Here is a 22,875-nt window from a genome sequence, read left to right as displayed (position 1 = left end):
CATACCAAAAAAAATTCATGCAAAAATTTTAGTGGTAATGAAACTTGCAAAAAAGCTAAAAACAGAAAATCCACCTCATTTTGAGATGGATTTCACTGAGAAAACAAGTTTGTTTCTAATTATTTTTATCAATCAGTTTCTCAAGCCTTATCAACATTTCGTCTTTTTCTTTCAACATTCTTTCGTATAATTCAATCTTATCTTCGTGATTTTTTTTGATTTCTTCAAATGTATTAATATTGAAAGTCGGCTGGGAATTTCCAATAAAAGCATCTTTTTCAATATTAAATGTGCTTGAAATGATATTTACAGCCTGTTCATCATCAAAATTCTGAAAAGCCTGTACAGGAACTTTCAAAACCTCGGAAAGTCTTTTAAGCATAGGATCATCAATGACCTCTTTTTGCTCTAAAAGAGATACTTTTTTCTGATTCCAGTCATCACCAAGATCAAAGGCTAAGGATTCCTGTTTGATTCCCAACATTTCTCTGAAGCGTTTTAAATTGCGTCCGTGATGTATTTTCTTTTCCATGCGTTTTTATCTTTAAGGGCTTAATGAAAATCAACTTAGTTAAATGTTAAAAAAGTAAATTTAGATAAATATCTTTAGAAATCAAAAATCAATCATTGTTAATACTTAAGTAAAATCATTTTCAAATCAACTATTCCTTTCCGTATTTATTTCAATGACATCAATTTCTTCTCAGTAAGATTTGAAAAATCAAATAGCATAAACTATTATGGGTGCTCATATTTTTTCCTTGTGAACATTTATTTTAGAAAACTAGGACAGAAAGACTGTGTTAGGCATAATAATTGCAAATATTAAAATACCAAAATCATTACCATATTAATTGAAAAATCCCCGTTTATTATAAATCGGGGATTTTTTTTATTATATTTTAAAAAATTCAATACAACGTACAGGAAACTTCAAAAGTTTCTGACACCAAAAAAGCAGGAAAAATCCTGCTCAGTGAAAATTGAATTAACCATGGTTAATACTTTAAATGTAGTAAAAATTACACTATTACGCAACATAATAATACAATTTATTTATATTTTATAGCAAAAGCCTGTTATATCTCAAAATTACAGGTATTTACCATAAATATTTGTCAAAATTATGAAGAAATACCGTACTGTGATGTCTATCTGGGTTTCTTTTTATTATCCTCTGCGGGCAAATCTTTAGTCAGCCTTTTCTTCTTTACTGCCTGATCCTTTGATTTTGAAGCCGGGTGATTGCGTTTAGTTGATGAAACTTTCATTATTTTCACACCTGATGCATTCTCGTCGTACGTAACGTCAGTCTCCTGATGAATTATTTTACCTGTAGAAACCTGCTTATTGAAAGCTCCGTCTGTCGAATAAATTTTCGCTTTGCTGTCAAGTACAATTTTAGCTTTAGGCTTTTCGGTGACAGAATCGGCGGATTGGCCATATAAAAAACCTGTGAAAAGGAGAAACGCAACAGGAAGAGCTTTTATTAATTTAGTAAGAATCATAAGAGGTGAAAATTGTATCATCAGTAATTGTAAAGATTTCAAAGTAAACAGTTTATAAAATCTTTTGCAAATATATAAATCTTTATGCGTCAAATCATATACCTGTCATTGATTTTAACAATCCAAAATTTTCAATTCAAATAAAAGAGATTTAGTTTTGATCTCTCAAACCTATCCCTTATCCGTCGAAGACCAGAGTCGCATGAAAATACAATAGATATTTTCTTCAATATATTTATCAGAGTCCACCTGATTTGCTCCTAATATAAGTATAACCAGCCAAATCACAAGGCAAAAAAAATCCGTCTTCACAAATTGTGAGACGGATTCTTCTGTTGTATTCTCAACATTAAAAGGAGCATGGTTATTGTATAATGGATTCTCAACTAAGGAATTGAGTTCATAAAATAATTTTTTATTATGGTAATGTATTTGAAATTTTATAGATAGAGAAATTACTAAGACTTGAACCCAACAGACCTACATCCAATGCGGTAGACCCTGTCAGACCAAAGGATATTCTGTCACCAGCCTGAAAATTATATATTGAATCCAGTGTAGTTTCTGAGATTGTGAGACTGAGAAGGATCAGGTTAGCCCCACTAAACGGACGGTTGCCTACAAGAGTTGACACTCCTGCACGGTTTCTCACAATCCCTATTCCCGGCGAGTTTGCCAGTAAGGATGCCTGCAGTCCTGTTCCGTATCTAAAAGTAAAATTGATTTTATACAAACCGTCTGAAGGCACAACATACGTATTATCAGTATCACTAAAAACAGCTGAACTCCCTACAGTTCTTTCTGCATTGAGAAAATTTACAGCTCTGAAACCTGTAGGAAACAGGCCTAAACTTAATAAAGAGATTCCTGCTGTCTTTCTTGCAGCGAATATGGTGGTATTAGGAGTTGATGCAGAGGAAGTGAAGAGCGAAGAATCTAAAGAGGTTACTTCAAAAGAAGAATTATTCAACGCTAAAACGGTATAGTTGGTCATCGTAGATGAGGAGGGAATGGTTCTTATTTTTACATTTCCATTAACATCTAAAGTCGCGGTCGGAGTTTCAGTATTAATTCCAACATTTCCCGTCTGAGTGAAAGCGAGCATACTGACGCACATCATTCCTATAGAAAATAATTTCTTTTTCATGTTATAATATTTTAATGGTTATCGATTTAGTAATACTGTAAATATAAAACAATATGAAAACAGAATTGTATGACTTGGATCAACCATTTTAAAAATAACCTATTCTTTTAGGAATTTTTAAAACATAATTCATAAAAACGAATATTATATTATGCGAAAATAAGAATAAATTAAATCACTATTTATCAATACATTAAATAAAATACCCTTTTCCTAATAAAAACTAAAATAAAAACATTCTGTTATAAAAACATACACAAAGGGACAAAAAAATAATTTAAAATTTAAAATAATTCCCTCCGATGGTATTAATACAACCTGAATCTAAGTTAAAATTCCCTTAATTGACAGGTAGACCATAAATCTAAAAATAGATCTTTTTGTCAATAACCTTAAGGGTTCCGGCTTCGTTCATCCGTTTTACGACACGGACAATTGTTTCTAGACGCAGACCGGTAAGGCTTGCTATTTGTTTACGGGTATAAGGAATATGAAAAAGCGATTTTTCTTCTTCTTCGGCGGTGAAATAATCTTTGAGATGCCTGAAAAGGATTTCAATTTTTACGGTAGGATCTGTAATAGCCAGAAAGCTCGAAATAATATATCTGAAATGAAGTCTTTCTGCGGAATATCTATTAATACTGTATAGCGCATCAGGCTGTTCATCAAAAATATCAAATATACTGTTCTTTGCAATTTTGATGATACTGCAATGCTGTTCTGCGACTGCATTAATTGCATAATCTTTTTCCGTAAAGAGATAGCTCTCTCCAAAACAGTGGCCTTCGAAAGGAAATCCATGCACAAATTCTTTACCGTCGTTATGTACCGTGCTTATCCTGACTGTTCCTTCGAGAATCTGGAAATAGTATTTAGGCGTACTGCCTTCCAGAAAAATGGTTTCCCCCCTCTTATACCGCTCTACCTGTCCTCCATAGGAGAGCAGCAATTGCTTATTGATTATCATATTAAAGTTTGTTATTAGTTTCTATAAAATTAGTGTAAATGAAAATAAAACAGTCTAAATAATTCACTTAATTATTTAAAAAAAACCTCAACTTCAACACAATACACTAATTACCAAATACTTAAACTCTTTAATAAGTGAAAAAAAAGATAAATATTCAAGCTGAATAATAATATAAAACAGCTTAAAACCCTATAAAACTGATCGGGTATACCACATCTTTAAGGAGCATATATTCCAAAATTAACCGGCGTGCTCATTATTTTTACAAAATTCTGTATTCTCAGATATAATAAAAAAAAGAAGCGATAAACAATGTTTACCGCTTCCTTATATTTAAAAATTGAAAAATTATTTCAATTCTACTTCAGCACCAGCTTCTTCCAATTGCTTCTTAAGAGCTTCAGCTTCGTCTTTAGAGATACCTGTTTTGATAGCAGCAGGAGCTCCGTCTACGATATCTTTAGCTTCTTTAAGACCAGCACCAGTTAAATCTTTTACTAATTTAACGATTGCTAATTTAGAAGCACCAGCAGCTTTAAGAATTACATCGAATTCTGTTTTTTCTTCAGCAGCTTCACCAGCACCAGGACCAGCCATAACAACTGCAGCAGCAGCTGGCTCAATTCCGTACTCATCCTTAAGGATAGCAGCTAATTCGTTTACGTCTTTTACTGTTAAGTTTACTAGCGTTTCAGCTAAATTTTTTAAATCTGACATTGTTGTAATGTTTTTGTTGATTATTTATTTAATTTTTTGAGAGTCATTATTCAGCAGCCGGAGTTTCCTCGGTGCTATCTGCTGCAGGTGCTTCAGGAGCTGCCTCAGCAGGTGTTTCTTCTACAGCAGGTGCAGCAGCTTCATCAGCCTGAGCTTCTCCTGTTTCAGATTTGTTTTGAAGAGCAGAAACAACTCTTTGAATTGGAGACTGAAGTAATCCGATGATTTCACCGATCATTTCTTCTCTTGATTTAATGCTTACTAAAGCATCAAGATTGTTGTCACCAACATAGAATGTTTCCTGTACAAAAGCAGACTTTAATGCCGGCTTCTCTTCTTTCTTTCTGAAATCCTTGATTAATTTTGCCGGAGCGTTAGCTGTCTCAGCAATCATTAAAGCAGTATTTCCTTTGAAAGTTTCGAACATTTCAGAGTAATCTACTCCTTCAATCTGTTCCATTGCTTTTTGCAAAAGTGTGTTTTTCACAACTTTTACTTTAATATTCTGCTTGAAAGCCTGTCTTCTGAAATCAGAAGATTTTGCAGCGTTCAAACCGTCTAGATCTGCTACATAAACTACTTTAGCATCCTGAAGCAAGTCTTTGATCTCTTGTATTGCTACAACTTTTTGGTCTTTTGTCATTGTCTTAAGGATTATAATTAGTTAACAGATTTACTATCAATTGCAATACCCGGGCTCATTGTAGAAGACAGATAAATGCTCTTCACATAAGTACCTTTAGCAGCAGTAGGCTTCATTTTGATCAATGTAGAAATTAATTCCTGAGCATTTTCTCTCAATTTTTCAGCATCAAAAGATACTTTACCGATACCTGCGTGGATAATACCGTATTTATCAACTTTGAAATCGATTTTACCGGCTTTTACTTCAGTTACCGCTTTACCAATTTCCATAGTAACAGTTCCTGATTTTGGGTTAGGCATCAAACCTCTTGGTCCTAATACTCTACCCAAAGGTCCTAATTTACCCATAACAGCAGGCATTGTAACGATCACGTCAACATCTGTCCAGCCTTCTTTTATTTTCTGTAAATATTCGTCAAGACCTACATAGTCAGCACCTGCGTCTCTTGCCTCAGCTTCTTTATCAGGAGTAACCAATGCCAATACTTTAACATCTTTACCGGTACCGTGAGGAAGAGATACTACCCCTCTTACCATCTGGTTAGCTTTTCTCGGGTCAACACCCAATCTTACAGCGATGTCTACAGAAGCATCAAACTTTGCAGTGTTTACTTCTTTTACAAGCGCAGCACCTTCTTCAAGGTTATAAATTCTTCCTTTTTCTACTTTGCTTAAAGCTTCTTTTTGCTTTTTAGTTAATTTTGCCATTTCTATTAGTTTTAAGCGTTAGTTGGTTTTGTTCCTGTTACTCTTAATCCCATAGATCTAGCAGTACCTGCAACCATAGAAAGAGCAGAATCCAAAGTAAAACAGTTAAGGTCTGTCATTTTATCTTCTGCGATCTTTTTAACCTGATCCCAAGATACAGCACCTACTTTGTTTCTGTTTGGTTCACCGGATCCTCCTTTGATTTTAGCTGCATCCATTAACTGAATTGCTGCAGGTGGGGTTTTAATAACGAATTCAAAAGATTTGTCTTCGTATACTGTAATAACTACAGGCAAAACCTGACCTGGCTTATCCTGAGTTCTTCCGTTAAATTGTTTACAAAACTCCATGATGTTCACACCTGCAGAACCCAATGCCGGACCTACTGGTGGAGAAGGGTTGGCAGCGCCACCTTTCACCTGAAGTTTAACCATTTTAAAGACTTTTTTAGCCATTTTTTAATTTTTAATAATGAATAATTAATGAGTTTGGAAGCATTTATTATTCAGTAGAATTACCTACTCACATACAGCAACCCTACTTTTCGGACTGCAAAATTATGAAATATTTTTCAATTAGCAAATACTTAACTCATTAAATTTCAGAAATTAAATGATAAAATATATTATCAGCTGTAATATAATTGATTAATTTTAAAAAAACGATTTTCATGAAAACTACCCCATCTGTATTAATCTCATTTTCATGTCTGTTCCTGAGTTCCTGCTGGCCCTGGAACCGGAATGACGAGCCTCTATCAGAACCTCAGTCTGCCTTTATACCGGTATTGGTTACCAGAGCAGAATTGAATAATATCACCCTCCAAACTATTAAATCAACCGTGAACAATGAAAAAATTTATGTGAAAGACCAATATATATTTGTCAACGACAGACGGGACGGCTTTCATATCATCAACAATTCTGACCCGGCAAATCCACAAAAATTAAAATATCTTAAAGCGCTGGGCTCTACTGACATTGCGATCAGGAATGATATTTTATATATCAACCAGGCAAGGGATCTGGTTGCCCTCAAAATCAATCCTGCCACCAACGAAGTCCAGATTTTAAAAAGAATTGAAAATGTTTTTCCAGCTTTAAAATCACCCGACGGTTTTGATGCTGCCGGCACTGATAAGATCGTAATCGACTGGAAACAAAAATAAGCACTCAATGAAAAAATATTTTACACTACTCTCTTTAGCCATCCTTGTAAGCTGCAGTGACAACAGCGACACAGCAGATAATCAGTCAACTGACGGCAAAGAAGGCTCTACAGCAACATTTATTCTCAAGAATAATTACATGTATGTCGTTGACCAAATGAATTTAAATGTATTCAGTATTATTGAACCAGCGAATCCTGTAAAAGTAAAAACAGTGAATGTAGGTTTCAATATCGAAACATTATTCTCAATGGATCATTATTTATTTATCGGCTCACGAAGCGGAATGTATATTTACAGCATTACACAAAATCCGGAAACACCGGTATTCGTTTCAAAGGCGCTGCATTTTACAGCCTGTGACCCTGTAGTTGCCAATTCTACACACGCATTTGTAACATTGCACTCCAATACAGTCTGTAATGCCGGAATCAACAATAAACTGATGGTTTATAATATTGCAAACATTCAAAATCCTTTATTGATATCTGAGAGAGATCTTCTGGAACCGAAAGGATTGGCGTTAAGCGGAAACTATTTATTCATCTGTGATAAAAATGACATTGTCATCTTTAATATTTCAGATCCTCAGAATGTCACGGTTGCCAAGACTATTCCCAATATTCCAGCAAAAGATTTAATTATTGATGGAAACAGAATGTACGCCTTCACCTCATCTACTGTTCATCAGTTTAATCTTGATCCTACCAATATTCAGAACATTACTCCTGTAAGCGCCATTCCACTCTGATCATCATTATACAAAAAAGCCGCTCATTTCTGAGCGGCTTTTTGATTATATCTGAAAAGTAAATTATACTTTTTCTACCTGCATAAAGCTTAATTCCATCGGTGTTTTTCTTCCGAAGATCAAAACAGAAACTTCTACTTTCTTCTTGTCTTCCAGGATTTTCTCAACAGTACCGTTGAAGCCATTGAATGGTCCGTCGATAACTTTCACGTTTTCACCAACGATGAACGGAATTTCTGCATCTGAAGCAAATTCTGAAAGTTCATCCATTCTTCCAAGCATTCTGTTAACCTCTGATTTTCTCATTGGAACAGGATCCCCTCCTTTGGTTAAACTCAGGAAAGAAATTACACCCGGAATATTTTTGATTACGTGGGGAATCTCCCCCATCAGTTCTGCTTCTACCATCAGATAGCCTGGATAATAAGGTCTTTCTTTTGGTACTTTCTTCCCATTTCTAAGCTGAATTACCTTTTCCATAGGAATAACTACCTGAGTAACGTACTGCTCAAAGCCTAAACGCTTGATTTCCGTCTCAATATAGTTTTTCACTTTATTTTCCTGTCCGCTGATTGCTTTCAGCACATACCATTTCAATTCGCTCATTATGGGAAATTACTTTTTTAGTTGAACACGTTGATTAGCATTCCTATTATATTGCTGATTGCTTTAGAAAACAATTCATCAACGCCAAAGGTGAATAATGCCAAAATAACAGTTGCAATAGTAACTACGATAGTTGAAGACTGCAGATCAGACCATTTCGGCCACTCTACTTTGTGTCTGAATTCGTGATAAGAACCTTTTAAAAATTCTACTAAGCTCATTATTTTCTTTTTGCACGGGCACAAGGATTCGAACCCTGATCAACGGTGTTGGAGACCGGTATCCTACCATTGGACGATGCCCGTAGATTAAAAGTTCCGTAAGTTTCCTTACGGAACTTTAATTATATTAAGATGATTAGTCTAAGATTTCAGTAACCTGACCTGAACCAACTGTTCTACCTCCTTCTCTGATCGCAAATCTAAGACCTACGTTAAGAGCGATTGGCTGTAACAATTCTACAGTGATCTCTAAGTTATCACCAGGCATTACCATTTCTACACCTTCTGGTAAGAAGATCTCACCTGTAACGTCAGTTGTTCTAACGTAGAACTGAGGACGGTACTTGTTGTGGAATGGAGTGTGACGTCCACCTTCTTCTTTAGAAAGAATATATACAGAAGCTTTGAATTTCTTGTGAGGCTTCACAGAATCTTTCTTAGCGATTACCATACCTCTCTTGATGTCAGTTTTTTCAATACCTCTCAACAATAGACCTACGTTATCACCAGCTTCACCTCTGTCTAGGATTTTTCTGAACATTTCAACTCCTGTAATTGTAGAAGTTAATTTTTCTTCACCCATACCGATGATATCTACAGGATCTCCTGTATTGATAATACCAGCTTCGATTCTACCAGTTGCAACAGTACCTCTACCTGTAATAGAGAATACGTCTTCGATTGGCATCAAGAATGGCTTGTCAGTATCTCTTGGTGGTTGCTCGATCCATTCGTCAACAGCATCCATCAATTGCTCAACAGATTTGAACCACTGGTCATCAGTCTTAGCACCTCCTTCTGCAGTAGCAGCAGTAAGAGCACCAAGTGCAGAACCTTGAATTACAGGAGAGTTATCTCCGTCAAATTCGTAAGTAGACAATAGATCTCTAAGTTCCATTTCCACAAGCTCTAATAACTCAGCGTCATCAACCATGTCAACTTTATTCATGAAAACAACGATTCTTGGTACGTTTACCTGACGGCAAAGCAAGATGTGTTCTCTAGTCTGAGGCATAGGACCGTCAGTTGCAGCACATACTACGATAGCTCCGTCCATTTGAGCAGCACCAGTTACCATGTTCTTTACGTAATCCGCGTGACCCGGACAGTCAACGTGAGCATAGTGTCTTTTTTCAGTTTCGTATTCGATGTGAGCAGTATTGATAGTAATCCCTCTTTCTTTTTCTTCAGGAGCAGAGTCAATAGATGAGAAATCTTTTTTCTCAGCAAGACCTTTGCTAGCCAATACAGCAGAAATTGCTGCAGTAAGTGTAGTTTTACCATGGTCAACGTGACCAATAGTACCAATGTTCAAGTGTGGTTTGTTACGATTAAACGTTTCCTTTGCCATGATTTAAATTATTTATTTTATTGTTTATTCAAATTTTCGGTGTGCAAATATAATGAATTTTTAAATACTAAAATCTTTTTGTCAAAAAAAACTTACGATTCAATCCAAAAAATGGCAAACACCCTTCTTCTGTATATTGGAACTGCAAATTTATAACAAAAAAATGAATTAAAAAAAAACACATTACAAATCCACAGCCTTTTTTCTGTCGTATATTTAAATGAACTATCAATTAAAATAAATTTTATGAAAAAACTTTTCAACATTTGTCTGGCTACATTTGCTCTTATCACGATATTTTCCTGTGATGACGATGAAAACAGTATGCCCGAAACACCATCGATGACTCCGGCTCCGGATCTTATGGTATATGGTTTAGGTGCCAACAATGAGCTCTTTACTTTTAATGCCAATAACAGCTACTCTTTTTCTTCCAACAAACCCATCACAGGCCTTGCTTCAGGAGAAAGACTTTTAAGTATTGATTTCAGACCTGCTACGGGAGAACTTTATGCCGTGTCCAATACAAGTAAACTGTATATCATCAATACCTCTACCGCAACTACCAGAGTAGTGAGCACTACCGCTTTTACTCCAGCGGTTTCAGGAACGGTCACTTCCATTGATTTTAACCCGACCGTTGACCGTTTGAGACTGGTAAGCAATACAGGACAGAATTTACGGATCAATCCTGAAAACGGAGTCACCGCAGCTATGGACACCAATATTGCCACTACGGCCTCTATTTCTGGCATTGCTTATACCAACAGTAAATCCGGCGCTACATCGACAGTACTCTATGACCTTGACCTGACTTCAGGAAAATTATTCAAGCAGGATCCTCCCAACAACGGAACTTTGGTAGAAGTGGGAAGTTTAGGTCTGACATTTACAGGTCAGGCAGCATTTGATATCAGCCCTGATAATGCCAATGCGCTGATGGCTGTTACCAGCGGTGGACAAAACGCCCTTTATAAGGTAGATCTCAGTACAGGAAAAGCATCAAGCTTAGGAACGCTTGCTCAAAAAGTTATTGATCTTGCCATACCAACGAATGCAGTTGCTTATGCAATTGATAATACAAATGCACTTCAGATTTTTGACCCTAACAAACCTGAACCGGTTTCAAAACCAATTACAGGATTACAGTCCGGAGAAAATATTCTGGGAATTGATTTCAGACCTTTAAACGGGCAGCTATATGCTTTGGGGAACTCAAGCAGGATTTACACGATTAATTTAGGTACCGGAGCAGCAACAGCAGTTGGCGCACAATTTCCTACAGCTCTTTCAGGAACTGACTTTGGTTTTGATTTTAATCCTACGGTTGATAAAATAAGAGTGGTAAGCAATACCGGGCAGAATTTAAGATTAGATCCTGTTACGGGAGGAATTACTGCTACAGATTTAGCTCTTAATCCCGGAACACCTGCCATAGGTGCGGCCGCTTATACTGATAATTTTGCAGGCGCTACGACAACCAATTTGTTTGTGATTGATCATAATACTGACAAACTTTATTTACAGACTCCTCCAAACAATGGAGTACTCGTAGAAAGAGGGTCTTTAGGAATCAATATAGCTTCAGCTAACGGATTTGATATCGGAAGCACAAGCCAGAAAGCTTATCTTTTAGCGACTGTGGGTGCCGAAACAAAGATCTACAGTATCAATACGACCAGCGGTGCTGCAGCATCACTTGCTACTTATCCAAACGCAGTGAGAGGCTTTACCATTGGGTTGGGATTTTAGAATACAGACTTGATTTCATATTAAAAGAAGCCCCGGACAGAATATCTGTCCGGGGCTTCAACTATATAAAAATAATGAAAGAATGATTTTTAAAATCTTACAGAACTTTGTTTCCACTATCTTCCGGTTTCAAAGGATCTAAAAATCATCAACCGTTTTCTTCGTTTTATTGAATATCCAAAAGATGATCGGGAAAATCAAAAGCGTTAAAAATGTTGCTGTAATCAAGCCTCCGATGATCACAATAGCCAGTGGTTTCTGTGATTCTGAACCGATTCCCGTAGAAAGCGCTGCCGGCAGTAAACCTATAGATGCCATTAACGCAGTCATGATCACAGGGCGGGTTCTTGATCTGACCCCATTAAATATTGCCTCATCGATTTTTAATCCGTCTTTTACATTCTGATGGAATTCTGTGATGAGAATAACACCATTCTGTATACAGATTCCTAAAAGAGCAATCATCCCGACTCCTGCAGAAATTCCAAAATTCATATGGGTGATATGCAGTGCAATGATTCCTCCGATCAGCGCAAAAGGCACATTAGCCAATACCAGAAATGAATCTTTCATATTTCCAAAAAGAATGAATAACAAAAAGAAAATCCCTATAATACTGATCGGAACAACCTGCATCAATCTTTTAGAAGCCCGCTGCTGATTTTCAAACTGCCCTGTCCAGCCTACAGAATATCCGTCAGGAATTTTGATTTTTGCGACTTCTTTCTGTGCATCACCTATCGTTCCGCCTAAGTCACGGTCACGAATTGAGAATTTGATTCCGATATATCTTTTAATATCATCCCTGTAAATAAAAGCGGCCCCGTTATCTTTGACAATCGTACTGATTTCTTTTAACGGAATCTTTGAACCGTCCTGTGTAGGAACCATCAGCGATGCAATATCTTTTTCATCTTTCCTGTACTCTTCAGAGTAACGAAGCCTGATCGGGAATTTTCTTTCCCCTTCAAACATCTCAGAAGCCGTTTTTCCACCAAAAGCCATTTCCAAAACTGACTGTGCGTCATCGGGCATCACTCCGTACGCTGCCATTTTATCTCTGTCAAGCACCACGCTGACTTCCGGCTGACCTATATTTTTAATAATTCCGGCATCTTTTACACCCTCTACATCCTTAATGGATTTGAGAACCTGATCGGCTAACTGATCCAGTATCTGCAGATTATCACCGTAAATTTTAATTCCGTTTTCTGCTTTAAAACCTGCAACTGCTTCAGCCACATTATCGGAGATCGGCTGGGAATAATTAAAAGTAATTCCCTGGTAATTTCTCAGTTTTTTGTCAATCTCTTCTACCAGTTCTTCATAATTGATTTTCCGTTTCCATTCATCTTTTGGTTGTAGATTAACGGCAAACTGTACAAAACCGAATCCATTGGGGTCTGTTCCGTCATTACTTCGTCCGGTCTGAGCAAGTACATCAGTTACTTCGGGAACGCTCATTATATCTTTTTTAAGGATATCTGCAGTTTTCAGTGATTCTTTTAATGATGAACTCATCGGCATTTCTGCAGTAATCCAAAGGGAGCCTTCATTTAACTGGGGTAAAAATTCTGTTCCTAAAAATTTACCCGAAAACAGAGTGACCGCCATGAAAGAAAGTGCAACTATTAAACTCAGTTTTTTATGCTTAAAGGTAAAACTGAAACCTTTCAGGACAATTCGGTCCCAGAAATTCACAAAAGGATTATTCTTTTCCCTCACATTTTTATTCAAAAGCATATGGGTAAGTACAGGAACCAGGGTCAGAGTAAAAATCAAAGCTCCGATCAAAGCAAATCCCAGGGTAAATGCTAACGGTGAAAACATTTTACCTTCTACTTTCTGGAATGAGAAGATTGGGATCAGTGAGGTGATAATAATTAATTTTGAAAAGAAGATCGCTTTTCCCAAACCGGTCCCTGTCTGCTTGATCCACCCCGCCTTTGCCATCTTGTTAAATTTTTCCGGACCGTACTTTTTGGCTTTATGATCGAGCATCACAAAGATCCCTTCCACCATGACGACGGCACCGTCAATAATGATCCCGAAATCAACAGCACCCAGTGACAGCAAATTAGCACTCATTCCTGCCATCTTCAGACATAAAAACGCAAACAGAAGGGACAGCGGAATGATGATCGAAACAATCAGGGTCGTACGCCAGTCTGCCATGAAGATCAGAACGATGACTGTTACCAGAATAATCCCTTCCAGTAAATTGTGCATGACGGTCTCGGTTGTAAAATCCATCAGGTTATCACGGTCATAGAACGTAACCATTTTCACGTCTTTCGGAAGTATTTTTTCATTCAGTTCATTGATTTTAGCCTTTACACCAACCAAAACTTCACGGGGATTTTCGCCTTTCCTCATCACCACGATTCCCTCCACGGTATCATCATGGCTGTTAAGACCGGCCTGCCCTACTCTGGGCAAAGAACTTTCATGAACTTCTGCCACATTTTTGACGAGAACAGGATTTCCGCTTTCATTCTGAATTGTAATATTCCCGATATCTTCAACAGACTGCACCAAACCGATACCACGTACCACGTATGCCTGCCCGTTCTTCTCAATAACATCTCCCCCGACATTCAGGTTACTTTTGGTCACTGCTTCAAAAATCTGTGAGGGGGTCAGGTTATATTTGTCCAAAGCTCTGGGGTCAATACTCAATTCAAAAACCTTGTCCTGCCCGCCAAAAACGTTGATATCTGCAACACCGGGAACCCCTCTGAGCGCACGGTCAATCACCCAGTTTTGTAAGGTCAGCAGTTCACGGGAGTCTTTGGTTTTACTTTCCAGAGTATATCTGAAAATTTCTCCTGTCGGTCCGTAGGGGGGCTGTACTTCAGGATCAACTTCATCCGGAAGACTTACATTCCGAAGCTGATTATTCACCTGATTCCTGGCAAACATATCATCTACGCCATCGTCGAAAAGAATTTTAACAATCGAAAGTCCAAACATCGTGGTACTTCTCACACTTGTTTTTTTCTGAACAGGGCTCATGGCCAGTTCGATAGGAGTTGTAACAAAACGCTCCACTTCTTCTGCGCTTCGACCATTCCACTGGGTAATAATGACGATTTGGGTATTGGTCACATCAGGAAAGGCTTCAATCGGCATATTTTTGAAGCTGATAAATCCCGCAACTGCCAAAATCGCCACCCAGATAAATGTGAATGCTTTATTTTTAAGTGAAAACGAAATTATATTTTTAATGAATTTATTCATGCTGAATAGATATTAGATAATAGATTTCAGATATTAGCGTATTTTGAAATAAACAAAATCACCTGTCTTGCTGTATTTAATTGATGATGCAGGTAAATCCTGAGCTTAGTTTTTCAGTGATCGGTAAATCAACAACTGATTATTGGTGATCACATTTTCTCCTTCGGCTAATCCTTCAGAAATGTAAGTAACGTCACCCAGCTGTTTCAGAACTTTTATTTCTTTTACTTTCACATCGGTTCTAGATTTGAAAACCACCACAAAACTTCTGTCATCATCAAAAATCACTGCTTTCGAAGGCACTGTCAGCGCGGAAGCATTTTCAGATTTTGAGACTTTGATCGTTGCCTTGCTTTCCGGAATCAACAGTCCGTTGGCATTGTCCAGAACAACTCTCGCCTGCATCGCATTGGTCTGCGGATCGATGATCTTAAATATTTTATCTATTTTACCGTCAAATACTTTGTCAGGGTAAGACAGGGTAGAAACCTGAGCGGCCATTCCCAGACTGATTTTATCAATATCAGATTCATTGACATTCATGATCGCCCAGACATTGGTGGTATTGGCAACATCAAAAATATTTTCGCTCCGGTCACTTCTAAGCTGCATATCTTTGTTGATGTCTTTATGGACAATATATCCATTGATCGGTGCGAGAACGCTGTAAAGATTTCCTTTTTTGACATTGTACACAGTACTTACTGCTGCAGATCTCTGCATCTGGTCCTGTGCTTTCTGGACCTGGCTCTTAGCTTCCAGAACCTCTCTTTCGGTTGTCAGTTTTCCTTCGTACATTTCTTTAGCAACACGAAGATTGTTTTGGGCAACAACCAAATCTGTTTTGGCATCACTTACATCTTTCTGTACATCCGCCAGCTCAGTACTTCTGATGGTCGCCAAAACCTGCCCTTTTTTCACATAATCTCCCAGCTCAACATTGACACTCATCACATTTCCGCCTACCAGAGGATAGACATCAATGTAAGAGTTCCTGTCAGCAGATATTTTTCCGTAAAAATTATAAGTATCTTCTATATTTCTGAATTCGGCTTTTGCCATGGTGATGGATTCAAGCATGGTATTGCTGAGTTCAAAGCCTTTGGGCTGAGTTTCTTTCGGAGCTTCCTTTTTTGAACAGGCTGTTAAAAAAAGTGCGGTAATGACAGGGAATATTATTTTTTTCATTTTAATAGAAGATTTTCGTTTGTACCAGTTGATTGAGTTGCTCTACAGATTGGATCAGTTCATTTTTCATATCATAAATCTGCTGCGAAGTCTCTCTGTAGCTTTCCATAAAGTCTGTGAATTCGATGAGATTGACATTTCCGTTTCTGAAATTTTTCAGAATCCCGTTGTAGACCAGATCGAGATTGTCAAGATCGGTTGATTTTATTTCGAGCAGCTGATCGTATTGATTTTTCCACATTTGAAAAGCTGACTGCACTTTGGTTTCGAGATTCAGTTTCTGGAATTCCGCATTTCTCTGATTCTGCTGTACAGCATAATTGGCTTTCTGCACATTGCCTTTATTTACTTTCCAGAGCGGCAATGGAATTCCGACTTTAAGGTTTACTTCATTTCTGAAAGTCCCTGAGTTCTGATCGTACTCTGCACCTACATTCAGATCCGGGACATTGAGGGATTTCTGCCACTGCGCATAGAGTTTGGAATTATCAATCAGTTTCAGGTTAAATTGATAATCTGCATTGTTCTCCAGTGCTTTTCTCTGAAGATCAGATTCATCTCCGAAAGGCTGTGCCGCAAGAATTTCTTTCACTTCATCATCTGAGATCTGAGGCTCAATATTTTCTGTAATTCCTGTAAGAACTTTCAGGTTCTGTTCATATTCAAGAATATTTTTACTGATTCCGAGTTTATCATTATTCAGCTGAATGACAATACTCTGCAGTCTCACCTCGTCTTTAAGAGAAACATTTCCTTTGGCCGACTGTATCTTATAGGCTTTGAGAAGATCATTCATATACCCCAGCTGCTTGTCGGTATTTTTAAGCTTCAATTTCTCGAAGTAAAGATTGTAGTAATTGGTATGCAGCTGGGTACGAAGGTCTACCAGCAGCTGAGTGAACTGAAGCTGTGCCATCTCTTTGTTGGATTTTGCAAAAGCAACTTCATTTTTCTTTTTACCCCCCATGTAGATTAGCTGGGTAATCTCAAAACCTTTGGCTTTACCTGCCTGCAGAACTTTTCTGTCTTCAGGATTATAGGCGTTGATGTAACCGCTCATCTGAGGAAGTTCCCAGATTTTAGCCTGCAGAATATCTGCATCAGCCATGTTGATGTTGTACTGTTCGGCAAGAAGCTGAAGATTGTTGGCTTGAAAGGCATTTTCGCAATCCAAAAGCGACATTTGCTGTTGCGCTGTCATTATAGAAGAAATAACAACGAACAGTCCTGCAATTTTGTTCATTCTCTCAATTTTGATGACAAAAGTGCGGCTCCACGATTAAAACGACCTTAAAGGATGCTTAAAAAAAAATTAAATTTATTTTAGGGAGGTATCTGTAATGTTGCGACAATAAGGATATGAAAGAATAATTCTCAAGAAAATCAAACAGATTTTTTATAAAGGCAGAATGATAAATAATTTCTTACATCTTTAGTTCAATCCACTATTTATTAAAAGTAACGGTAAATTTATTGATCTGTTCGGAAGGCGAACTGTATATAATTTTCGCATTATGATATTCCAGGATTCTCTGGGCAATCCGGAGACCGAGGCCTGAGCCGGTAATGTTCTGAGAATTATTTCCGCGCATAAAAGCATCAAAAAGTCTGGGCTGCTCTTCCTCTGAAATGGTATTTCCTGCTGTAATAACATCTACGGTGAGTTGAGATTCGGTTTCTGTTATTAATACTTTTGCTTCAGAATCTGATGAATAGACAGCGGCATTTTTTAAAAGGTTAATAAAGACAATATTTAAAAGGGACTGTACTCCGTTAATGGTCAGAAAAGCCTGCTCTGAAGTATTTTCAGAAATCAAAAAATCCATTGTAAGATTGGGAAAGCTTTTCTGGACGCGCTCAAAAGATTCAAATATTACTTCATCGATCCGTACCTCTTCATAGATCGTCTGAATATTCTCTTTGTCAAATTTTGTAAGAAGCAGAAGAGAATTCGTTAAGTCTGACAACTGATAGACATCTTTCAGCATTTGCTTCAGAGAAGAAAGGGTTTCAGAAGAATGCTGTTCCAGTTTAATCAGATTTTCCAGCTGGAAGGCCATTCGGGTAATCGGAGTTCTGATTTCATGGGATGCACTGGCTGTAAAATCCCTTTGTGACTGAAAAACATCGTTAAGGCGCACAATCATGGTATTGAAGGACTTTGCAAGGATGCTGATCTCATCATTAGACTGTTCCACAGGGATCTGTGTATTTAGTTTGTGGGCAGTCACTTCAGAAATTTCTTTGTTCAGATCTTCTAAAGGCTGAAGGAATTTTCCCATAAAATAATAGCTGAAAAATCCGATCAGAAGTGTGCAGGTAATAAATGCGGTGATCAGAAGATATTTGAGATAGTCAAGTTTTGACTGTCCGTTGGTATCAAATGCACTGGTGAGGATATAATAGTTTTCCCCGTTAATTTTTTTAAGGGCAGCGTAGACTTCGGGTACGGTATCTTCGGTATGAACAGCTTTCTTCTGATCAATGTCCTGCAGAAGTTTTTTATCCCAGGTCACTTTTCTGTCCTTGATCGTACTGTAAATAAGTTCTTTTTTGGAATTGAAGATCAGAATGGTCTCATTCAGAAGAACATTATCTGAATTCTCATTAAAAAAGATAGGCGCCTCTTCCTCAAAATTCTTAGATTTTGAAATAAAGTTCGTGGTAAAATCCAACCTGCGGACAAATCTTTCTTTAAACTCCTCTTTTCTGAAATCGTTGAAAGATATATAAATGATAATAAGGACAAAACCAAAAAGTAATGAAAATGAAATGCTGAGGGTAAGTGCAATTTTCCTTTTTAAAGACATCTATAAAGGATTTAGATAATATCCGAAACCGGAACGGGTATGAATTAATTTAACTTTAAAATCCTTATCCAGTTTTTTTCTCAGGAAATTGATATAGACCTCAACCGTATTGGTATTGGTATTAAAATTATGTTCCCAGACATTTTCTGTGATCTGTTGTTTGGACACTGTTCTTCCCTGGGCTTCTGCCAGATAAACCAACAGCTGAAATTCTTTCAGGGTCAAAGCAATTTCGTTTCCTGACCGGAATACTTTCTGTTCTGTTTTATTGATAATCAGGTCATCGATTCTGATGATATCCTGATCTGTTGCATCGGACGGCACTTTACGTCTCAGTAGAGAATTCATTCTCAACAACAGTTCCTCAAACTGGAAGGGTTTCACCAGATAATCATCTGCGAGCCGGGTAAAGGCATCTTTTTTATCTGAAAGATCCCCATAGGCGGAAATGATGATGATGGGTGTGTTTTTATCAAAAGACCTGATGGTCTGGCAGACATCCAATCCGTTTATTTTCGGTACGTTGATATCCAGCAGATATAGATCGTACGAATTGCTTTTGATCTGGCGCAGGAAAGTTTCTCCGTCATAAATTCTGTCGGTGGTAAAACGGTTGGACTCTAAAAACTTACTCAGTTCTGCTGAGAGAATGAGATCGTCTTCTAATAGAAGAATATTCATCAAGGGGATATTTACTACGAATTTAACGAAAAAAATAATGTGAAAACGTATCGGTAGAAGTAAGAATTCCTGTCCGTACCTAAAATGTTAAAGCAATATTCGATGTAAAGCTGCTGACCTGTCTGTTTTTCATTTTTCATTTATGATTCATTAAAATAATATTAAACTTTTAAGAGGAATACAAATGTTCACTTTTGATGCCCCAAAGGAGTTTATGCCTCATCAAAAGTATCGGCAGATTACTTATTACACCCTCTATCTTCGCAGCGAAATAATTTTTTAAAACCTTCGAATGTAATAACTCAATATTTTTAAATACTTTTGTATATGCTTTAGGGGTATTCTGAAAAGAATTGAGACAGTCCCTTTGAACCTGATACGGCTTACACCGACGTAGGGAAAAGCAATAAGTCATTATTCTGACAGAAGATGACTGTTGTTCCCGATTGATCCTAAAGCTTTATTCATAAAATAACAGAATGGAAAACAATCTCTGGAAACACGTACTTAACGTAAGAAAAACCTCCCCCCTGATTCACAATATCACCAATTATGTGGTCATGAACAATACCGCCAATGCGCTCCTGGCGATTGGTGCATCCCCGATCATGGCTCATGCAAAATCCGAGGTGGAAGAAATGGTCAGCATTTCGCACGCACTGGTAATCAATATAGGAACCCTAGATGAATATTTGGAAGAGACAATGCTGCTTTCGGCAAGAAAAGCGAATGCATTAAACAAACCCTGGATCTTAGATCCTGTAGGAGCCGGGGCAACCTCTTACCGCAATTCTGTTTTAAGTCAGCTACTGGATCTGAATCCTACAGTAATCCGCGGAAATGCCTCTGAAATCATTGCCCTTGCACAATTTAACAACACGATTACAAAGGGAGTCGACAGTACGGCTGCGAGCAATGAAGCGGTTGAAGCAGCCAAGGTTCTCGTGCAAAATCATCAATCGGCAGTCTGTATTTCGGGTGAAACTGATATTGTTATCAGCAAAGATCAGATGATCTATCTGAAAAACGGTCATTCAATGATGACAAAAGTGACAGGACTGGGGTGTACGGCTTCAGCCCTCATCGGTGCATTCATCGGGGTCACTGAAAATACAACGGAAGCTGTAGTTGCCGCTGTGAGTTTTTTAAGCATTGCAGGAGAATTAGCGGCTCAGGAAAGTGCAGGTCCTGCAAGTTTACAGCTTACCATTATCGATAAACTTTACAATATAAGTGAAGAGGAATTTTACGGGCATTTGAAATTATTCAGTTATGATCTGTAATCCTGCGTTTCCCTATCAGCTGTACCTGGTGATTTCAGAGAAAGACTGCCTCGGAAAAGATTTTCTTGAAGTCGCTGAACAGTCGATTTTAGGAGGTGTGGATATGATTCAGCTTCGTGAAAAGGATGCTTCGACGAAAGATTTTCTTCACAAAGCCCTACAGCTCAGAGAGATCACCGAAAAACACAGCATTCCACTTATCATCAATGATCATGCTGAAGTGGCTGAAAAAGCAGGTTCTGCCGGCATTCACGTTGGGAACAGCGATACTGCTCCATTGGTTCTGAGAAACCAAAATTTCTTCAAAGACCGAATGATCGGGTATTCCATTGAATATCTCAGCCAGCTGGAAAATGAGAATACAGAACTGTCTGATTATTTAGGCATCAGTCCCATATTCAGTACCGATACCAAAAAAGATACAGTGACCGAGTGGGGTTTGGACGGACTGTCAAAAATTCGCTCCCTGACAAAAAAGCCTCTGGTTGCCATCGGAAATATAAATCTTTCAAATGCAGCTGCCATTATGAAGGCAGGAGCGGATACGTTAGCAGTCGTTTCTGCGATCTGTACAGCTGAAAATCCTGAGAAAGCAGCCTACCAACTTAAAAATGAAATACTGAAATTAAAAAATACACTTACCCTTCTGTACTGACTATTGCAGGATTCGACGGCAGCGGCGGCGCAGGTATACAGGCAGATATCAAAACATTTTCGGCGCTGGGATGTTATGCAACGTCTGTACTTACCGCACTTCCTGTACAAAACACAATGGGAGTCAGAAAAATATATCCTATCCCGATGGAAGCTGTTGCAGATCAACTGGAAGCAATACTGGATGATATTTTTCCCCAGTCCATTAAAATCGGGATGGTACATACTTCATCACTGGTGGATACCATCGTTCATACTTTAAGTAAATATCCAAAAATACCGGTTGTTTTTGATCCGGTCATGGTTGCGACCAGCGGACACCGGCTGATTGAGGAGGAAACCGTCAACACGATTATTGATAAATTAATTCCCCTCGCTGACATTATAACACCCAATATGGATGAAGCCGGTATATTAGCGGATATGGAAGTAAAAACGTTAGAGGATATGCAGGTCGCCGGTGAAAAGATGATGACATCAGGCTGCAAAAATATACTGCTGAAAGGCGGACATCAGGAACTCCCCACCGTAACGTCATTGTTTTTTAATGAAAACGGGAAACATATACCTTTCGAAACTGAAAAATTCACCACCAATAATACCCACGGTTCGGGATGCACACTCTCTTCAGCTATTGCTGCTTACCTTGCCCGCGGTGAAGAATTATGCGACGCAGTTTCACTGGCACAGCAATATGTATTTGAAGCGATCAGAAGCGGAAAAGATGTTGTGACCGGAAAAGGAAACGGCCCGCTAAATCACTTTTTTAACCCACAAAAACTTATTAAAAATGAACTGGTCTGAATTAACCTGGGAAAAGACTGAGACTAGGTATCAGTCTATCCTGAAGATGCCTTTTGTCACTGAACTGGCTGAGGGAAGCCTGCCTCTGGAAAAATTCAAGTTTTACATGGCTCAGGATTCTTTGTATCTGGAACATTTTGGAAGGGCACTGGCATTCATTGCTGCAAAGGCACACGGTATCAGCGAAACGCTTACTTATATCAGATATGCAGAAACAGCCATTATCGTAGAAAATGCTCTTCACGAATCTTACTTTAAAGATTTCGGAGTCACCGAAAAGGGGATCATGCAGCCTGCCTGTCATCATTATGTTCACTTTTTAAAGAGTACAGCTGCGTTGGATTCTGTAGAAATTGCAATGGCAGCAGTCCTCCCCTGCTTCTGGATTTATCAGAAAGTGGGAGAGCATATTTATAAAAATCTGCATTCTGAAAATAATCCTTATCAGAAATGGATTGACACCTATGCAGGAGATGATTTTGCACACGCTGTCCAGCAGGCGATTGACCTCTGTGACCGCGCAGCTTCTGAAACGACTCCGGCCATCAGGGAAAAAATGACAGAAGCATTTATTACTTCCTCAAGGATGGAGTATTCTTTTTGGGAAGCGGCTTATGAATTAAAAAGCTGGACGGACTAAAAATTCTAACGATTTTCCAAATATAAAAAAG

The 22,875-nt window shown here is 38.0% G+C and carries 23 protein-coding genes, 1 tRNA gene and 1 riboswitch; of the genes, 7 read left to right on the top strand and 17 right to left on the bottom strand.

Annotated elements, in window-relative coordinates:
* Positions 1-115: 115 nt before the first annotated feature.
* The 8 genes from AC2A07_RS17970 to rplK form a co-directional block, all read right to left on the bottom strand.
* Positions 116-532 (bottom strand): helix-turn-helix domain-containing protein, encoded by a 417-nt coding sequence (locus tag AC2A07_RS17970; protein WP_484051514.1) that lies wholly within the window; start codon positions 530-532, stop codon positions 116-118.
* A 619-nt stretch (positions 533-1,151) separates the two neighbouring features.
* Positions 1,152-1,508, bottom strand: a complete 357-nt coding sequence (locus AC2A07_RS17965) for a hypothetical protein (protein ID WP_484051513.1) — start codon at positions 1,506-1,508, stop codon at positions 1,152-1,154.
* A gap of 418 nt (positions 1,509-1,926) precedes the next feature.
* Positions 1,927-2,655, bottom strand: coding sequence for a hypothetical protein (locus tag AC2A07_RS17960; protein WP_314498586.1), 729 nt, complete (start codon positions 2,653-2,655; stop codon positions 1,927-1,929).
* 364 nt (positions 2,656-3,019) lie between these two features.
* Complete coding sequence (locus tag AC2A07_RS17955) at positions 3,020-3,622, bottom strand: Crp/Fnr family transcriptional regulator (RefSeq protein ID WP_484051512.1); 603 nt, start codon at positions 3,620-3,622, stop codon at positions 3,020-3,022.
* A gap of 351 nt (positions 3,623-3,973) precedes the next feature.
* Positions 3,974-4,342: a 50S ribosomal protein L7/L12 gene (gene rplL / locus AC2A07_RS17950; RefSeq protein ID WP_056220716.1), complete on the bottom strand. Its 369-nt coding sequence runs from the start codon at positions 4,340-4,342 to the stop codon at positions 3,974-3,976.
* A gap of 46 nt (positions 4,343-4,388) precedes the next feature.
* On the bottom strand, positions 4,389-4,985 hold the full coding sequence (gene rplJ / locus AC2A07_RS17945; RefSeq protein WP_314498594.1) for a 50S ribosomal protein L10: 597 nt from the start codon (positions 4,983-4,985) through the stop codon (positions 4,389-4,391).
* Positions 4,986-5,002: 17 nt separating this feature from the next.
* Entirely contained in the window at positions 5,003-5,695 is a 693-nt protein-coding gene (rplA, locus tag AC2A07_RS17940) for a 50S ribosomal protein L1 (RefSeq protein WP_484051511.1), read from the bottom strand.
* 11 nt (positions 5,696-5,706) lie between these two features.
* On the bottom strand, positions 5,707-6,150 hold the full coding sequence (gene rplK, locus AC2A07_RS17935; RefSeq protein WP_034749661.1) for a 50S ribosomal protein L11: 444 nt from the start codon (positions 6,148-6,150) through the stop codon (positions 5,707-5,709).
* A gap of 215 nt (positions 6,151-6,365) precedes the next feature.
* On the opposite strand from rplK, the gene AC2A07_RS17930 reads away from it, so the two are divergent.
* Positions 6,366-6,863: a hypothetical protein gene (locus AC2A07_RS17930; RefSeq protein WP_484051510.1), complete on the top strand. Its 498-nt coding sequence runs from the start codon at positions 6,366-6,368 to the stop codon at positions 6,861-6,863.
* A gap of 7 nt (positions 6,864-6,870) precedes the next feature.
* The gene (locus tag AC2A07_RS17925; protein ID WP_484051509.1) at positions 6,871-7,614 is read left to right on the top strand and encodes an LVIVD repeat-containing protein; all 744 of its coding nucleotides are present in this window, start codon (positions 6,871-6,873) and stop codon (positions 7,612-7,614) included.
* Between the two features lie 63 nt (positions 7,615-7,677).
* Here AC2A07_RS17925 and nusG read toward each other — a convergent pair whose 3' ends face one another.
* The 4 genes from nusG to tuf form a co-directional block, all read right to left on the bottom strand.
* Entirely contained in the window at positions 7,678-8,220 is a 543-nt protein-coding gene (gene nusG, locus AC2A07_RS17920; RefSeq protein WP_047444878.1) for a transcription termination/antitermination protein NusG, read from the bottom strand.
* A gap of 17 nt (positions 8,221-8,237) precedes the next feature.
* Entirely contained in the window at positions 8,238-8,441 is a 204-nt protein-coding gene (gene secE / locus AC2A07_RS17915) for a preprotein translocase subunit SecE (protein ID WP_484051508.1), read from the bottom strand.
* Positions 8,442-8,454: 13 nt separating this feature from the next.
* A tRNA-Trp gene (locus AC2A07_RS17910) sits at positions 8,455-8,525 on the bottom strand.
* A gap of 52 nt (positions 8,526-8,577) precedes the next feature.
* Entirely contained in the window at positions 8,578-9,792 is a 1,215-nt protein-coding gene (tuf, locus tag AC2A07_RS17905) for an elongation factor Tu (protein ID WP_047444879.1), read from the bottom strand.
* Positions 9,793-10,038: 246 nt separating this feature from the next.
* On the opposite strand from tuf, the gene AC2A07_RS17900 reads away from it, so the two are divergent.
* Positions 10,039-11,544 carry a DUF4394 domain-containing protein gene (locus tag AC2A07_RS17900; RefSeq protein ID WP_484051507.1) on the top strand — a complete coding sequence of 502 codons (1,506 nt, stop codon included), beginning with the start codon at positions 10,039-10,041 and terminating at the stop codon, positions 11,542-11,544.
* Between the two features lie 138 nt (positions 11,545-11,682).
* Here AC2A07_RS17900 and AC2A07_RS17895 read toward each other — a convergent pair whose 3' ends face one another.
* The 5 genes from AC2A07_RS17895 to AC2A07_RS17875 all read right to left on the bottom strand — a co-directional run bounded on the left by AC2A07_RS17895 (position 11,683) and on the right by AC2A07_RS17875 (position 19,463).
* Positions 11,683-14,784 carry an efflux RND transporter permease subunit gene (locus AC2A07_RS17895; RefSeq protein WP_484051506.1) on the bottom strand — a complete coding sequence of 1,034 codons (3,102 nt, stop codon included), beginning with the start codon at positions 14,782-14,784 and terminating at the stop codon, positions 11,683-11,685.
* Between the two features lie 105 nt (positions 14,785-14,889).
* Entirely contained in the window at positions 14,890-15,972 is a 1,083-nt protein-coding gene (locus AC2A07_RS17890) for an efflux RND transporter periplasmic adaptor subunit (RefSeq protein ID WP_484051505.1), read from the bottom strand.
* 1 nt (position 15,973) lies between these two features.
* Positions 15,974-17,215, bottom strand: coding sequence for a TolC family protein (locus tag AC2A07_RS17885; RefSeq protein ID WP_484051504.1), 1,242 nt, complete (start codon positions 17,213-17,215; stop codon positions 15,974-15,976).
* A 202-nt stretch (positions 17,216-17,417) separates the two neighbouring features.
* A complete protein-coding gene (locus AC2A07_RS17880; protein ID WP_484051503.1) occupies positions 17,418-18,782 on the bottom strand; it encodes an ATP-binding protein in 1,365 nt (454 codons plus the stop codon).
* Positions 18,783-19,463 carry a response regulator gene (locus tag AC2A07_RS17875; protein ID WP_314498629.1) on the bottom strand — a complete coding sequence of 227 codons (681 nt, stop codon included), beginning with the start codon at positions 19,461-19,463 and terminating at the stop codon, positions 18,783-18,785.
* A 324-nt stretch (positions 19,464-19,787) separates the two neighbouring features.
* Positions 19,788-19,880, top strand: a riboswitch (TPP riboswitch).
* 62 nt (positions 19,881-19,942) lie between these two features.
* Here AC2A07_RS17875 and thiM point away from each other — a divergent pair.
* The 4 genes from thiM to tenA are packed head-to-tail and all read left to right on the top strand — an operon-like array spanning position 19,943 to position 22,844.
* Positions 19,943-20,746 (top strand): hydroxyethylthiazole kinase, encoded by an 804-nt coding sequence (gene thiM, locus AC2A07_RS17870; protein WP_484051502.1) that lies wholly within the window; start codon positions 19,943-19,945, stop codon positions 20,744-20,746.
* Complete coding sequence (gene thiE / locus AC2A07_RS17865) at positions 20,736-21,401, top strand: thiamine phosphate synthase (protein ID WP_484051501.1); 666 nt, start codon at positions 20,736-20,738, stop codon at positions 21,399-21,401. Before thiM ends, thiE begins: the two co-directional genes overlap by 11 nt.
* Positions 21,371-22,204, top strand: a complete 834-nt coding sequence (gene thiD, locus AC2A07_RS17860) for a bifunctional hydroxymethylpyrimidine kinase/phosphomethylpyrimidine kinase (protein ID WP_484051533.1) — start codon at positions 21,371-21,373, stop codon at positions 22,202-22,204. The genes thiE and thiD overlap by 31 nt, the downstream gene beginning before the upstream one ends.
* Positions 22,191-22,844 (top strand): thiaminase II, encoded by a 654-nt coding sequence (gene tenA, locus AC2A07_RS17855; protein WP_484051500.1) that lies wholly within the window; start codon positions 22,191-22,193, stop codon positions 22,842-22,844. The genes thiD and tenA overlap by 14 nt, the downstream gene beginning before the upstream one ends.
* The last annotated feature ends 31 nt before the right edge of the window (positions 22,845-22,875 follow it).

The organism is Chryseobacterium sp. HNCC26DJ238, assembly GCF_057180465.1.
Note: the sequence above shows the minus strand (reverse complement) of the source record. Positions and strands in the feature narration are given on the sequence as shown.

Excerpts from the sequence above, each read along its gene's own strand:
- AC2A07_RS17970 (WP_484051514.1), bottom strand. The coding sequence starts at position 532 with ATGGAAAAGAAAATACATCACGGACGCAATTTAAAACGCTTCAGAGAA.
- AC2A07_RS17965 (WP_484051513.1), bottom strand. The coding sequence starts at position 1,508 with ATGATTCTTACTAAATTAATAAAAGCTCTTCCTGTTGCGTTTCTCCTT.
- AC2A07_RS17960 (WP_314498586.1), bottom strand. The coding sequence starts at position 2,655 with ATGAAAAAGAAATTATTTTCTATAGGAATGATGTGCGTCAGTATGCTC.
- AC2A07_RS17955 (WP_484051512.1), bottom strand. The coding sequence starts at position 3,622 with ATGATAATCAATAAGCAATTGCTGCTCTCCTATGGAGGACAGGTAGAG.
- rplL (WP_056220716.1), bottom strand. The coding sequence starts at position 4,342 with ATGTCAGATTTAAAAAATTTAGCTGAAACGCTAGTAAACTTAACAGTA.
- rplJ (WP_314498594.1), bottom strand. The coding sequence starts at position 4,985 with ATGACAAAAGACCAAAAAGTTGTAGCAATACAAGAGATCAAAGACTTG.
- rplA (WP_484051511.1), bottom strand. The coding sequence starts at position 5,695 with ATGGCAAAATTAACTAAAAAGCAAAAAGAAGCTTTAAGCAAAGTAGAA.
- rplK (WP_034749661.1), bottom strand. The coding sequence starts at position 6,150 with ATGGCTAAAAAAGTCTTTAAAATGGTTAAACTTCAGGTGAAAGGTGGC.
- AC2A07_RS17930 (WP_484051510.1), top strand. The coding sequence starts at position 6,366 with ATGAAAACTACCCCATCTGTATTAATCTCATTTTCATGTCTGTTCCTG.
- AC2A07_RS17925 (WP_484051509.1), top strand. The coding sequence starts at position 6,871 with ATGAAAAAATATTTTACACTACTCTCTTTAGCCATCCTTGTAAGCTGC.
- nusG (WP_047444878.1), bottom strand. The coding sequence starts at position 8,220 with ATGAGCGAATTGAAATGGTATGTGCTGAAAGCAATCAGCGGACAGGAA.
- secE (WP_484051508.1), bottom strand. The coding sequence starts at position 8,441 with ATGAGCTTAGTAGAATTTTTAAAAGGTTCTTATCACGAATTCAGACAC.
- tuf (WP_047444879.1), bottom strand. The coding sequence starts at position 9,792 with ATGGCAAAGGAAACGTTTAATCGTAACAAACCACACTTGAACATTGGT.
- AC2A07_RS17900 (WP_484051507.1), top strand. The coding sequence starts at position 10,039 with ATGAAAAAACTTTTCAACATTTGTCTGGCTACATTTGCTCTTATCACG.
- AC2A07_RS17895 (WP_484051506.1), bottom strand. The coding sequence starts at position 14,784 with ATGAATAAATTCATTAAAAATATAATTTCGTTTTCACTTAAAAATAAA.
- AC2A07_RS17890 (WP_484051505.1), bottom strand. The coding sequence starts at position 15,972 with ATGAAAAAAATAATATTCCCTGTCATTACCGCACTTTTTTTAACAGCC.
- AC2A07_RS17885 (WP_484051504.1), bottom strand. The coding sequence starts at position 17,215 with ATGAACAAAATTGCAGGACTGTTCGTTGTTATTTCTTCTATAATGACA.
- AC2A07_RS17880 (WP_484051503.1), bottom strand. The coding sequence starts at position 18,782 with ATGTCTTTAAAAAGGAAAATTGCACTTACCCTCAGCATTTCATTTTCA.
- AC2A07_RS17875 (WP_314498629.1), bottom strand. The coding sequence starts at position 19,463 with ATGAATATTCTTCTATTAGAAGACGATCTCATTCTCTCAGCAGAACTG.
- thiM (WP_484051502.1), top strand. The coding sequence starts at position 19,943 with ATGGAAAACAATCTCTGGAAACACGTACTTAACGTAAGAAAAACCTCC.
- thiE (WP_484051501.1), top strand. The coding sequence starts at position 20,736 with ATGATCTGTAATCCTGCGTTTCCCTATCAGCTGTACCTGGTGATTTCA.
- tenA (WP_484051500.1), top strand. The coding sequence starts at position 22,191 with ATGAACTGGTCTGAATTAACCTGGGAAAAGACTGAGACTAGGTATCAG.